General features: G+C 72.5%; 10 protein-coding genes. 7 read left to right on the top strand and 3 right to left on the bottom strand.

Translation table 11 applies throughout. From position 1 onward, the window contains the following. Positions 1–21: 21 nt before the first annotated feature. Positions 22–5,766, top strand: a complete 5,745-nt coding sequence (locus ABFX50_RS11360; RefSeq protein WP_346145663.1) for an SDR family oxidoreductase — start codon at positions 22–24, stop codon at positions 5,764–5,766. Then, positions 5,763–7,073 carry a crotonyl-CoA carboxylase/reductase gene (ccrA, locus tag ABFX50_RS11355; protein WP_346145661.1) on the top strand — a complete coding sequence of 437 codons (1,311 nt, stop codon included), beginning with the start codon at positions 5,763–5,765 and terminating at the stop codon, positions 7,071–7,073. Before ABFX50_RS11360 ends, ccrA begins: the two co-directional genes overlap by 4 nt. Here the strand turns inward: ccrA and ABFX50_RS11350 are convergent. Both ABFX50_RS11350 and ABFX50_RS11345 read right to left on the bottom strand, forming a co-directional pair. Then, positions 7,068–8,264 carry a PucR-like N-terminal domain-containing protein gene (locus ABFX50_RS11350; RefSeq protein WP_346145659.1) on the bottom strand — a complete coding sequence of 399 codons (1,197 nt, stop codon included), beginning with the start codon at positions 8,262–8,264 and terminating at the stop codon, positions 7,068–7,070. The genes ccrA and ABFX50_RS11350 overlap by 6 nt on opposite strands. A 72-nt stretch (positions 8,265–8,336) precedes the next feature. Then, positions 8,337–8,534: an EF-hand domain-containing protein gene (locus ABFX50_RS11345; protein WP_346145657.1), complete on the bottom strand. Its 198-nt coding sequence runs from the start codon at positions 8,532–8,534 to the stop codon at positions 8,337–8,339. 111 nt (positions 8,535–8,645) lie between these two features. On the opposite strand from ABFX50_RS11345, the gene ABFX50_RS11340 reads away from it, so the two are divergent. From ABFX50_RS11340 to ABFX50_RS11320, 5 genes are all read left to right on the top strand, one after another. Then, entirely contained in the window at positions 8,646–9,407 is a 762-nt protein-coding gene (locus ABFX50_RS11340) for a tyrosine-protein phosphatase (protein ID WP_346145655.1), read from the top strand. 380 nt (positions 9,408–9,787) lie between these two features. Further along, positions 9,788–10,426: a response regulator gene (locus tag ABFX50_RS11335; protein ID WP_346145653.1), complete on the top strand. Its 639-nt coding sequence runs from the start codon at positions 9,788–9,790 to the stop codon at positions 10,424–10,426. Positions 10,427–10,497: 71 nt separating this feature from the next. After that, complete coding sequence (locus tag ABFX50_RS11330) at positions 10,498–10,905, top strand: ATP-binding protein (RefSeq protein ID WP_183654765.1); 408 nt, start codon at positions 10,498–10,500, stop codon at positions 10,903–10,905. Between the two features lie 46 nt (positions 10,906–10,951). After that, positions 10,952–12,388 (top strand): PAS domain-containing sensor histidine kinase, encoded by a 1,437-nt coding sequence (locus ABFX50_RS11325; RefSeq protein ID WP_346145652.1) that lies wholly within the window; start codon positions 10,952–10,954, stop codon positions 12,386–12,388. Continuing rightward, positions 12,385–12,759, top strand: coding sequence for a response regulator (locus ABFX50_RS11320; RefSeq protein ID WP_183654769.1), 375 nt, complete (start codon positions 12,385–12,387; stop codon positions 12,757–12,759). The genes ABFX50_RS11325 and ABFX50_RS11320 overlap by 4 nt, the downstream gene beginning before the upstream one ends. On the opposite strand, the gene ABFX50_RS11315 is transcribed toward ABFX50_RS11320, so the two are convergent. After that, positions 12,756–13,523 (bottom strand): MEDS domain-containing protein, encoded by a 768-nt coding sequence (locus tag ABFX50_RS11315; RefSeq protein WP_346145650.1) that lies wholly within the window; start codon positions 13,521–13,523, stop codon positions 12,756–12,758. The two genes, ABFX50_RS11320 and ABFX50_RS11315, sit on opposite strands and share 4 nt — an antisense overlap. Positions 13,524–13,558 lie beyond the last annotated feature (35 nt).

The raw sequence follows: 13,558 nt of genomic DNA, 5'->3' as shown, positions 1-13,558 counted from the left end.
CCCGGCTGTATGGGAGCGCGTGTGGACGTACTCGGCGAAGGCGACATCCGACGCTTTCTCACGGAGCGGATCGCCTCCCTTCTCCCTTCGCAGGAGGTCGACCCCGACCGGCCGTTGGAGGAGTTCGGGCTGTCGTCGAGGGACGCGGTCGGGATCGCGGGCGAACTCGCCGAACTGCTGGGCAGGGAGCTGCCGCCCACGCTGGTCTGGGAGCACCCCACGGTCAACCGCCTCGCCGCCGCCCTCGCGCCGCGCGCCGTCACCGCCTCTCCCTCGGTCTCTCCCCCGGTGGCCAGGGCCGGGGGGAGCGAGCCGATCGCCGTGGTCGGGATCGGCTGCCGCCTGCCGGGCGCCGAGGGGCCTGAGGCGCTCTGGGAGCTGCTGATGGACGGGCGCGACGCCGTACGGCAGGTGCCCGACGGCAGGTGGGAGGCGTTCGACGACGGCAGCGCCCGCACCGCCGACGCCATCGCCCGCACGACGAGGCACGGCGGCTTCCTCGACGACATCGCGGGATTCGACGCCGCCTTCTTCGGCATCCCTCCAGGCGAGGCCGCCACGATGGACCCCCAGCAGCGCCTGCTGCTCGAGACGGCGTGGGAGGCGCTGGAGCACGGCGGCATCGCGCCGAGGTCGTTGCGCGGCAGCCGTACGGGGGCCTTTGTCGGCATCTCGGGCAACGAGTACGCCCACCTCACCACCGCCGACCCCGCCTCGGTGGAGGCGTGGACGGCCACGGGCGCGGCCTTCAGCATCGCGGCCAACAGGCTCTCCTATCTCCTCGACCTGCGCGGGCCCTCCATGGCCGTCGACACCGCGTGCTCGTCCTCGCTCGTCGCCGTGCACCTGGCCGTGGCGAGCCTGCGGGCGGGGGAGAGCGACCTGGCGCTGGCGGCGGGGGTGAACCTGCTGCTCTCGCCCGTCGTCACGATGGCCTTCGACCAGGCGGGCGGCACCTCGCCCAGCGGCAGGTGCAGGGCCTTCGACGCCTCCGCCGACGGCATGGTCCGCGCGGAGGGCTGCGGAGTGGTCGTCATGAAGCGGCTCTCCGACGCCCTGCGCGACGGCGACCGCGTGCTCGCGGTGGTCCGCGCCACGGCGGTCAACCAGGACGGCCGCTCCAACGGCCTGGTCGCGCCGAACCCCGAGGCGCAGGAGGAGCTGCTCCGCACCGCCTACGCGGGCCTCGACACAGGGCCCGACTACGTCGAGGCGCACGGCACGGGCACCTTCCTCGGCGACCCGATCGAGGGCCGAGCCCTCGCCGCCGCCCTGCGGGGCAGGATTCTGGTCGGCTCGGTCAAGACCAACCTCGGCCATCTGGAGGCGGCGGCGGGGGTGACGGGCCTCATCAAGACCGTCCTGGCGCTGCACCACGGCGTGATCCCGCCGAGCCTCCACTTCCGCGAGCCGAACCCGCACCTCCCGTGGGACCGCCTGACGGTGGTCACCGAGCCGACCCCATGGCCACGCCCAGCCGCGAGGGCGGGCGTGTCGTCGTTCGGTTTCGGCGGCACCAACGCCCACGTCGTCCTCGACGCCTTCCCCGCAGCCGCCCGGCAGGACGAGCCAGCCGCGCGGGTCTTCGTGCTCAGCGACCTCACCGCCGACAGGGTGCGCGCTCACGCCGCCGACCTGGCGGCATGGGCCGAGACCGAGGCAGGAAAGGGCGCCGCCCTGGCAGACGTGGCGGCCACCCTCGCCAGGCGAGCGGGCAGAGGCAGGGTCGGCGCGGCGGTCGTGGCGCGGGACACCGGGGAGCTGGCCCGCGCGCTCGCCTCCGTCGAACCGGTCCCGGCCGGAGGCAGGGGCCCAGTGTGGGTCTTCAGCGGGTACGGCGCGCAGTGGCAGGGCATGGGCCGCGACCTCTACGCCGCCGAGCCCGCCTTCCGTGAGGCCGTCGACGAGCTGGCGCCCCTGCTGGCGGCCGAGGCGGGCATCGACGTCCACGCGTGGAAGGGCGAAGGCGTCGCGACCCTCCAGCCGCTGATCTTCGCCGTGCAGCTCGGCCTGGCCAGGCTGTGGAGGGCTCACGGCTTCACGCCCTCCGCCGTCATCGGGCACTCCATGGGCGAGGTGGCCGCCGCCGTCGTCGCCGGCGGCCTCAGCGTGAGCGACGGGGTGCGCGTCATCTGCAGGAGGGCGAGGCTGCTCGGCTCGCTCGGCGGCGGAGGGGCGATGGCCGTGCTGGAGGTGGCGGCCGAGGAGGTGCCCGAGGACCTGCACGTCGCCGTCCACTCCTCGCCCGTCCAGACCGTGGTCACGGGCGATCCCGGCAGGGTGGCGGCCTTCGCGGCCGAGGCGGCGGCGCGCGGGCGCATGGCCAAGGTGCTGACGGCCGAGGGCGCGGGACACTCACCGCAGGTCAGGCCGTTACAGCCGGTGCTTCGCGCGGAGCTGGCGGCGATCGCGCCTGGCGAACCTTGGCTGCCGTTCTACTCGACCGTGCTGGAGGACCCTCGCGAGACTCCGACGTTCGAGCCCGCCTACTGGGCGGCGGGCATCAGGCGTCCCGTACGGCTCATGCAGGCCGTCATGGCCGCCGCCGAGGACGGGTTCACGGTGTTCACCGAGCTCGGCCCGCATCCCGTGCTGGGCGCGCCGCTGCGCGACACCCTTCCACCCGGCGCCCTGGTGACCCACTCGCTGGTCAGGAACGCCGGGCCACAGGAGTTCGAGGAGCAGGTCGCCAGGGTGGCGGCCGCCGTACCGCCGAGGGTGGAGGGGCGCGTCACCGACGTGCCGCGGCCGCGATGGCGGCGCGAGCGGCACTGGGTGGCGGCCTGGCCGCGGCCCGTGGGCGGGCATCCGCTCCTGGGCGCGCACGTGGAGACGCCCGCCGGTCACTGCTGGTCCACCACGCTCGACGACCTGTCGCAGCCGCCGTGGCGGCTGCCGGCGGAGGTGTGGCACCGCCACGGGCACCCGGTTCTGCCCGTCGAGGCCGTCGCCCAGCTGGCCAGGGCCGCGCTCGGCGGGCCTGCCGTCTCCGACGTCGCGCTGTACGCCCTTCTGCCGCTGCCCGCCCAGATCACCACCACGCTGGCGGGCGGCCGCGTGGAGGTGCACGCCAAGGACGCGGCGGGCGTCTGGAGGATGTACGGCTCGGCGGGTGAGGGCCCGTCGGAGCACGCCCTCGAAAAGATGGCGACCGCCGGTGTAGACGGGGCCTGTGTGGGAATCGTGACGCAGGAGATCCGGGCGGACGAGGTCCCCGTGAGGCTGGCGGACAAGCTCGTCGAACGGATCTGGGTGCGGGCGCCACAGGCGCAGGGCGGGGCGGTCCCGGCCCGTGAATGGCTCATCCTGGCCGATGAGGGGGATTCACGGGCGGACCGCCTCGCCTCGCTCGTCGCGACCTCGCCCGACGGCGACCCGCTGCTCCTGGTGCCGCCGCGCCCCGATCCCCAGCGGGTCATGCTGCGGGTGGCAGGGCTCGCGCCTCGGGGCGGACGGTTGAGGATCGTCACCCAACGGACCCAGGCGGTGCTGCCCGGCGAGCGGGCGGAGCCCTCAGGCGCGTCGCTGCGCGGGCTGGTGCGAGTGCTCGCGCTGGAGCACCCCGAGCTCAGGGCGGCCCTGATCGACGTCGACGACCTGTCCGCACTGGCGAGCGAGCTCGCGCGGGACACGGAGGACGACGAGGTGGCCTGGCGCGACGGCGTCCGCTACGCCGCCCGCCTGCGCCGCGCCGACCTGCCCGCTCCGCCCGCTCCGCCCGATCCTGCCGGCGTGCCGGTGGTACGGGAGGGCGGCGGCTACCTGATCACCGGCGGGTACGGCACGCTCGGCCTGCTCGCCGCGCGCTGGCTGGCAGGCAGGGGCGCGGCCCGCGTCGTGCTGAACGGCCGGTCGGGCCCCTCGCCCGAGGCCGCCGCCGAGCTGGCGCGCATCGGCGTGGCCGAGGTGGTGACGGGTGACCTCGCCGCCTCGGGAACGGCCGAGCGGCTGGTGGAGGCGGCGACCCGCGGAGGGATACGGCTGCGCGGCGTCGTCCACGCGGCGGGCGTGCTGGACGACCGCCTGATCGCCGACCTGACCGCCGAGTCCGTGGAACGGGTGTGGCGGGCCAAGGCGCTGGGCGGCCTGCGGCTGCACGAGGCCACGCGTGGAGCCGGCCTCGACTGGTGGGTGGCCTACTCGTCGGCGGCGGCACTGCTGGGCTCGCCGGGCCAGGCGGCCTACGCGACGGCCAACGCCTACCTGGACGCGCTGTGCGAGCTGCGCAGGGCCGAGGGTCTTCCCGGGGTGTCGATCGGCTGGGGGACGTGGGCGGGGGCGGCCCCGCTGCCGGCCGTCACGCCGCTGACCCCTTCCGAGGGGATGGAGGCGCTGGAGGCGCTGTTGCGCGGGGAGCTGTCGGCGGGAGTGGTGCGGCTGGACCCCGCGACGGCGGTGGCGGTGTTCCCCCGGGTGGGACGCATGCCGTACTTCTCCATGGTGGTGGAGGGGACGGCGGCACGCGAGGACCTCTCGGCGCTGGGACACGACGAGGCGCTGGAGGTGATCGTGGGGCGGGTCAGGGAGCGGGCGGCAGGGGTGCTGGGGCTGGACGCCCTGGGCCTGGGGGAGGGCGTCGCGCTGACGGAGCTGGGCCTGGACTCGCTGGCGGCGACGCGGCTGAGGGGGACGATCGAGCACGACTTCGGGGTGGCGCTGCCCGCGGGACCCCTGCTGAGAGGCGCGACCCTCGGGGAGATCGCCCGGATGGTCGCCTCGGAGCTCGGCAGGGGGCCGCAGGAGGCGGGGCCGAGGGACGCGGCGGAGCGGCTGGTGGTCAGGGTGGCGGAGGAGGTGCTCGGCCGGGCCCCCGCGATCGGCGAGAGCCTCCCCGCCGAGGCGCTGCCCCTGGTCGCGGAGGGCCTGGCGGAGGAGCTCGGCCAGCGGGCCCTGATCGAAGGGGCGGCGACGGTGGCCGAGGTGGCGGACGCGGTGCGGGAGTGGGACGAGCGCGAGGCAGGCAGAGGGGTCGTCAGAGCGCTCACCCCGGGGACGGCTCCGCCGTCGACCGCGAGGCCGCTGTTCCTCGCCCACCCCGCGGGAGGCACCACAGGGGTGTACACCAGGCTCGCGGCGCTCCTCGACGTCCCCGTGCTCGGGTTGGAGAGGCTGGAGGACACCGCGGATGTCTCCGACCGGGCCGCCGTCTACGCCGACGCCGTCAGGCGCATAGCGCCCGCCCCCTACCGGCTCGGCGGCTGGTCGTTCGGCGGGATCCTGGCCTTCGAGATCGCCAGGCAGCTCGGCGACGACGTCGAGCTGGTCGCGATGATCGACTCGGGGCTGCCCGACGAGCTGGCCGAGGACGAGCTGCGGGCGGCCCACGCGCGCAGGTATGTGGATTTCTCGCGGTACCTGAGCGAGACCTACGGCGCCGCCGTCACCCTCTCCTACGAGGAGCTCGCCCACCTCGGCGAGCAGGCCCAGCTCGACCTGACCGAGCGGCGGATCAAGGAGTCGGGCGTGCTCGAAGGGCTCAGCCCCGCCATCCTGCGCCACCAGCGGACCTCCCACGAGGACACCAGGGCGATCGAGCGCTACCGCTGCCTGCCGTACGGCGGGAAGGTCGTCCTCTACCGCTCCACCGAGCCGACCCCGTGGGCCGTGCGGGACGCCCGTTACGCCCACGAGAACGATCCGGCCAGGGGGTTCGCCCCCTACGCCAAGGATCTCGAGATCGTCCCCGTCGAAGGGGCGCACCATCTCAACCTGCTCGACCCCCCGTACGTAGAGATCGTCGCCGCACACCTGAGAGGTCTCCTATGACGCTGGCACAGGCAGTCATCGAGGGCGCGGACCCGGAGGAGCTCCTGCGAGCAGAGGTTCCGCCCGTCTACAGAGCCGCCCACATCCGCAGGGAGGAGGTCGGCATGTTCGGCCGTGCGCCCCACGGCACGATGGGCGTGGACAAGGACGTGCGCAGGTCGCTGCACGTGGGCGAGGTGCCGATGCCGGAGCTCGCGCCGGACGAGGTGCTCGTCGCGGTCATGGCCAGCGCGATCAACTTCAACACCGTGTGGTCGGCGATGTTCGAGCCGATCCCGACCTTCGCCTTCCTCGAACGCCTGGGCAGGAGCGATCCGCGCCACGACCTGGACACGCACGTGCTCGGCTCGGACGCCTCGGGGGTGGTCGTGCGGAAGGGCGCCGCCGTACGGCAGTGGCACGTCGGCGACAGGGTGGTGACCAGCCCCGCGTACGTGGACAGCGAGGACCCCGTCGCCCACCACGACTCCATGTTGGCCGCCGACCTGCGCGCGTGGGGGTTCGAGACGAACTTCGGCGGGCTGGCGGAGTTCGCGGTGGTGAAGGCGACGCAGCTGCTGCCCAAGCCGCGCCACCTGAGCTGGGAGGAGGCCGCGTGCAACATGCTGTGCGCCTCGACCGCCTACCGCATGCTGGTCGGCGAGCACGGCTCGCGGATGAAACAGGGCGACGTGGTGCTGCTGTGGGGCGCGACGGGCGGCCTCGGCGCGTACGGCGTGCAGCTCGTCAGGAACGGCGGCGGCATCCCCGTCGGCGTGGTCAGCTCCAGGGAGAAGGCCGAGCTGTTACGCGGCATGGGCTGTGAGTACGTCGTGGACCGCACCGACTTCGAGCACCTGGACGACGAGAAGGCCTGGCGGCGCTTCGGCGCCGAGGTGCGCAGGCAGGTGGGGGAGGACCCCGCGATCGTCTTCGAGCACACCGGCAGGGAGACGTTCGGCGCGTCGGTCTACGTCGCGAAGAAGGGCGGGTCGGTGGTCACCTGCGGGTCCTCCAGCGGCTTCGACCACGCCTACGACAACCGGCACCTGTGGATGAAGCTCAAGCGGGTCATCGGCTCCCACGGCGCCAACTACCAGGAGTGCGCCGAGGTCAACAGGCTCATCGCGCTCGGCGCGATCCACCCGACGCTGTCGCGCGTCTACCCCCTGGAGCGGGCGGCGGACGCGGCGCGGGCCGTCCAGACCAACGAGCACGTCGGCAAGGTGGGCGTGCTGTGCCTGGCTCCGGGGGAGGACCTCGGGATCGAGGACCACGCGCTGCGCGAGCGCATCGGCGAGGACAGGCTCAGGCTCTTCCGCTCATGAGGGGCGCGCTCCCTCACGCGCGGCCTGCCTGGCCCGCAGGACGATCTCCAGCTCGAAGCGGATGTCGGGGTCGCCGAGCTGCTCGCCGTACAGCTCCTCGAGCTGGCGCAGCCGGTAGCGGACGGTCTGGGGGTGGACGTGCAGCCTGGCGGCCACCTCGCCCGCGCCCCTGCCGTACCTCAGCCAGGCGAGCAGGGTCTCGGCCAGCCTGTCCTGCTGGGAGGGGCGCAGGTGCGCCAGTGGGGCGAGCCTGCTGGCGGCCAGCGCGCCGACCAGCTCCTCGTCCTTGAAGACGATGAGCGTGGCCATGTGGTCGGAGCAGCGCAGCGGCCCCCGCCCGCCGGGCAGCACACCGCGGCGGGCCAGCTCCAGCGCCTCGGTGGCCCAGCGCAGCGAGGTGGCCGCCCGCTCCAGTGGCACGGCGGGCCCGATCGCCGCGCGCCATCCGCGCAGGCCCTTCTCCAGCATCTGCGGCTGGCCTGGACCGTTGGGGTCGGGGACGAGGAGGCAGGGCTGCGGCCGCTCGAGGCCGACCAGGATGTCGGGAGGCAGGGACGGAGTGCCGTTCTGGTCGTCGAGGGCGACGCCCGCGACGGTGCGCGGCAGCCGCCAGCCCGCCGCCTTGGCCAGGTCGGAGATCGCCTCGGCGGCTGCGGGGGGCTGCGACAGCAGCAGGTCGAGCAGGCGGTGGCGGCGTCGCTCCATTTCGCCCGCCGCGTGAGCCCTCGCCTCGTCGAAGCCTTCAGCGGCCGCGTCGGCCAGCTGGTCGAGGTAGACGAAGATCGCCTCTCCGAGGTCGTAGAGCGACTGGGGCGACAGGCCGAGCGGCCCGGCGATCTCCGTCAGACGCCGCCATCCGACCCTGGCGCCCAGGCGCATGGCGGTCTGGAGCGGCTCGAGGTTGCGGCCCTCGGCGGCCTCGCCCCTGCCGATCATGCGGAACGGTTCGGGGTCCCACGGGGCGTCGGGGTCCTCGATACGGTCGAGGAAGCGGCCGATGGCCTCCTCGACCGCCAGTCGCACGACCTTGATGTAGATCTCGTCGGAGGGCCTGGCGTACTCGGGGATACGGGTCTGGATCTCCTCGATGACCTCGTCGGAGACCTTGGCTATGCCAGGGCGCAGCGCGTGCGCGATGCCGGAGGGCACGGAGTCCCACAACCTGCGCGCGTCACCCAAGTCACCCTTCATGCCCTTTTCCCCTCCCGCCGCTTAGTGTTGCTTATCCGACAGGAGGACTGGAAGCAAGTGCTTGGTCAATTGTCAGTGGAGGAAGCGGGCGAACTCCTCCAGTGAGATGAGGCCGTCGCCGTTGCTGTCGAGCTTCGCCACGCCGGCCTGGGCTGCCTCCAGCGTGATGGGCTGGCCGAGCACCTCCATCAGGCGGACCAGCTCCTCCGCGGAGATGAGGCCGTCCTTGTTGGCGTCGACGAGGTCGAACGTGATCGCATAGTCGCTCATGGCGTGAGGTTAGCCGGATTTGTCGCCCATCGCCGCTCACTCACCCAAGCTCGGCGCCCCAGCGCCCTCATGGCGTGGATACGGCCAGGCGGGCGGCTATCGTCGGATTTCATGGAGTTCATCGCATCCGCCCCCAACCTGCGTGACATCGGCGGCCACGTCACGGCCGAAGGGCGTAAGGTCCGCACCGGGCTCGCCTTCAGGTCGGGCGCGCTCGACCGCCTCACCTCCGCCGACCACGAGGCGCTGCTGGCGGGCGGGGTGCGGCTGGTGTGCGACCTCCGTACGGCCGGCGAGCGCGCCGCCCAGCCCGACCGCCTGCCGGACGGCGTCGACTACCTGGTGCTCGACGTGCAGCGGCAGGGAGGCCACGGCGCCGACATCGCGGCCCTGTTCGACGACCCGACGCTCATCGAGTCGCTGACCTCCCCCGAGATCTCCGAAGGCTTCCTCGTCGAGGTCTACAGGGGCATGGTAACCACGCCCGACGCGCACGAGGCGTACGGCGACCTGCTGCGCGCGCTGGCCCGTCCCGGCACGCTGATGCACTGCACCGCGGGCAAGGACCGCACGGGCTGGGGCGCCGCGCTCCTGCTCACCCTGCTCGGTGTGGACGAGCGCACGGTCATGGACGACTACCTGGCCAGCAACGAGCACCTGGCGGAGTCCGCCGCCAAGATCTACGCGCTGCTCGACGGCACCGGCGTCCGCCAGGAGATCGTCAGGCCCCTCCTGGAAGTACGCGAGTCGTACCTGAACGCCGCCTTCGAGACCGTCACCGCCACCTACGGCGATCTCGACACCTACGTCCGGCAGGCGCTCGGCCTCACCGAGGCCGACGTGGCCGCCCTGCGCGGGCTCTACCTCCACTGACCGGCGAGGAACAGCAGGTGGGACACCGTCTCACCGCCGTTCCCATGAGTGCGAGCCCGTCGGAGGTTTGGCCCTCCGCTACCTGGTCATGAGCCTGGCGATGGAGAAGAGGACAGCCGTGACCACGCGGCGCAGGCCCCACCGGATGCGGCGGGAACTCGACTCCTTCGCCGATGGTGCGGCCCTGCCCCTGCTCGACGGGTCGGGCGGCAGCGTCCTGCTTCCCTGGGAGGGGCCATGGGACGGGGTTGGCGAGCCGGTGACGCGTGTGGCGCGCGCGGGCCGTACGGAGCCTCGATCCGGCGGACGACCACCACGTCCAGCGCATCGGCGCCGCCCTGGCCGCCAGGCGGGTCCGGGTCTGAAGGAGAATGAGCCCCATGCCGACGCCGATCAGGGTACTTCTCGTCGAGGATCACGACATGGTGGCCGAGGCTCTCGGCATGGCGCTCGACATGGCCCAGGGCATCGAGGTGGTGGCCAGATCGGCGTCGCTCGAGGGCGCGATCGCCGATCTGGGCCGCTGGCGACCCGACGTCGTGGTGCTCGACCGCCGCCTGCCCGACGGTGACGGCGTCGAGGCCATCGGCAGGTTCACCTCGGCGACCGAGGGCGTACGAGTTCTCGTGCTGACGGCGGAGGCGAACGCCTCGGTGGCCGCGAGGGTGGTCGAGGCCGGTGGCGCGGGGTTGGTGGTGAAGTCGTCGGGACTGCGGGCGCTGGAGTCGGCGGTTCGCGAGGTGGCCTCGGGCGCCGTGTCGTTCGCGCCCGAGATGCTGCCCGAGGTCCTCGACAGGCTGGCGGGCAGGGCAGGGCCGCACGGCGCCGAGTTGACGGCCAGGGAGAGGGAGACACTTGAACTGCTGGGCCAGGGGGCGAGCACGGTCGAGATCAGCCAGCGGCTCGGGGTCGCCCGAAACACCGCGCGCAACCACGTCCAGCGGGTGCTGGAGAAGCTCGGAGCACGATCGAAGCTGGAGGCCGTGGTCGTCGCTCGCAGGACCGGGCTGCTCGACTGATGCATTTGCACTAGGCCGTAATGGGCCAGTCGCATCTCGTGGTGGCTCCCAGCCTGCCGGACATTAAAGGGATGGCACACCGGACCGAGCAGCGGCTGGCAGAGGAGCTCGACAGCATCACCGCTGCGAGGGAGATCGCCGGGCGTTTTCTGAAGGATGCCGGGTACGGCGGCGCGCACGACGACGTGCTGCTGGTGGTCTCCGAGCTGGTGACAAACGCGTTGCTGCACGGATCGGGGGAGCCGCTGTTCCGCATGAGCGCGAGCGCCACCACGGTGCGTGTGGAGGTGGGCGACTCGGCGGCGAAGCTGCCCGTCCCCCGTGAGCCAGGACCCCGCGACGGCTGGGGCCTGCAGGTGATCCAGCGAGTCTGCTCCTCTTGGGGCGCCTCCCCGCACGAGGGCGGGAAGGTGGTGTGGTGTGAGCTCGTCTCCTCTCCTGCTCCGGCCACGACCAAGGCGGGTGTGGAGCTGGCCTGAACGTCAAGCCGTACCGCGAGTGGGGTCCGGCGTGCGAAGCTGCGGTATGGCCGATGCGGACCGAGACCTTCATCTGCTGGTGCAGAGCGTCGTCGACTACTCCATCTTCATGCTGGATCCCGACGGGCACATCGTCAGCTGGAACGAGGGCGCGCAGCGGATCAACGGGTACACCGCCAAGGAGATCATCGGCTCGCACTTCTCGGTGTTCTTCCCGCCCGAGGACGTCGCCTCGGGCAAGCCGGAGTGGGAGCTGATGACGGCGACCACCGAGGGGCGGGTGGAGGACGAGGGCTGGCGGGTGCGCAAGGACGGCACCAGGTACTGGGCCAATGTGATCATCACCCCCTTCTTCGACGAGACCGGACAGCTGCGCGGCTTCGGCAAGGTCACCCGCGACAGGACCCAGCACCGCATGGCCGAGCATGCTCTTCGAGAGAGTGAGGAGCGCTTCCGGCTGCTGGTGCAGAGCGTCGTCGACTATGCGATCTTCATGCTCGACACCGAGGGTCACATCGTCAGCTGGAACGCGGGCGCGCAGCGGATCAAGGGCTACCGCGCCGACGAGATCGTCGGCTCGCACTTCTCGGTGTTCTATCCGCCCGAGGACGTCGCCTCAGGCAAGCCGGATCGGGAGTTGGAGATCGCCGTCGTCGAAGGACGCCTGGAGGACGAGGGCTGGCGGGTCCGTAAGGACGGCACGAGGTTCTGGGCCAATGTGATCATCACCGCCCTCTTCGACGAGACCGGACGGCTGCGCGGCTTCGGCAAGGTCACCCGCGACCTGACCGAGCGGCGCATGGCCGAGCGCACGCTCGACGAGCGCGGCCGGCTGCTCGCCCACCTGGTGCAGGCCCAGGAGATGGAGCGGCGCCGCATCGCGTGGGACGTCCACGACGACACGATCCAGTCCATGGTCGCCGTCGGCATGCGCCTGCAACTGCTGGCGTCGCGGCTGCCCCCCGAGCACGCCGCCACCGTGGAGAGGCTGGACGAGGCGGTCAGCAGCGCCGTCCAACGCCTGCGCGGTCTCACCTTCCGCCTGCGCCCGCCGGGTCTCGACGGCGACGGCCTGGCCCAGGCGGTCGACGGCTACCTCGCCCAGGCCATCTCGGGCACCGGACTGACCTACACGTTCACGCACGACCTGCGGCGCGAGCCGCCGCCGGAGAGCGCGATCACGATCTTCCGCATCCTCCAGGAGGCCCTGACCAACGTGCGCAAGCACGCCATGGCCACGTCGGTGTCGGTGTCGATGAACGCGGTCGACCACGGCGTGCTCGTGCGGGTCGTCGACGACGGCGTCGGCCTCGCGCAGCCCGTTGAACGGCTCGCGGGCCGCGACCACTTCGGCCTGCTGGAGATGCGCGAACGCGCCGAGACCGCCGGCGGCTGGTGGAGCGTCAGCGGCAGGCAGGGCGAGGGCACCACGGTGATGTTCTGGGTGCCCGCGCTGATGTACGGAGAGGGCGGGGTGTCGTGACCAGGCTGACCGTCCTCATCGGTGACGACGAGCCGATGATCAGAGAGGCGCTCTCCGAGGTGCTGGCCGCCGAGCCCGACCTGGACGTCGTCGCCATCGCCTGCGACGCGGAGGAGTCCATCGCGCTGGCCGTACGACACGAGCCCGCCGTCGCGATCCTCGACATGCGGATGCCGGGCGGTGGCGCGCACGCCGCCCGTGAGATCCGCAACCGCTCGCCGCGCACCAGGATCATGGCCTTCTCGGCCTACGGCGACGCCAGGTCCGTCGAGGAGATGGGCAGGGCGGGCGTCACGGAGTACGTACTCAAAGGGGTGCCGAACAGGGACATCGTGGCAGCGGTGCGCAGGGTGGCGGCAGGGGCCGCCTAGGGCGCGGCCTGTGCCGCGACCGGCAGGCCCGGCTCCTCCACGGTGACCAGCGTGGCGACCCTGTCCACGCCGAGCATGCGCAGGTGCGCGCTCTGCCCGGGGGAGGCGAGGATCGACAGAGGCTCGCACCTGGCCGCGGCCACCAGGCCGAGCTGGGCCATCGACCGCACGTCCAGGAACGACATGCCGCTGATGTCGATGACCGCCTCCCCGTCCGGCAGCGCGCGGGTCAGCGCCTGCCACGCGAGCAGGTTGGTGTGGTCCGCCTCGCCGGTGAAGGTCACACCCCTGCCCGTGGGCCGGTATCGCAGGCAGGCGCCCTGCCGGCCGACGGGGTGGGCCTGGTGGAAGCGGGCGAGCTGGGCGGAGGGGAAGAGCCTGCTGTCGTAGTGGCAGATCGCGGTGAGCCGCCCGTCCGAGAACAGCGTATTCAGCCCGCACTCCGCGGCCACCAGCTCCTCGGGGTCGATCCCGCGCGCCCAGCTCATCTCGACGCTGGTCCACAGGCCCGACAGGCCCTCGGCCACCGCCTGCCGTACCGCCTGGGCGTAGAAGTCCCTGAGGCCGTCCAGCGTGCCCCTGGGCTCGGCGAGCTGGACCCCTGGGAGCACCCGCGCAAGGCGCGGGGCGGCGAGAACGAGCACGCGGGCGCCTGCCCGCCGACCACGCTCGGCGAAGTCGAGCGTGGTGGCGGCGAGCGAGTCGTCGTCGTCGAAGGTGACGCCGACGTGGTCGCCCGGCTGGATGGGCTGCGGATCCGTCACCTTTCGGATATTACGCCCTTACTCATAGTGACGGT

Origin of the sequence: Nonomuraea recticatena, from assembly GCF_039533245.1 — a bacterium.
GTDB classification, from domain to species: Bacteria; Actinomycetota; Actinomycetes; order Streptosporangiales; family Streptosporangiaceae; genus Nonomuraea; species Nonomuraea roseola.
Note: the sequence above shows the minus strand (reverse complement) of the source record. Positions and strands in the feature narration are given on the sequence as shown.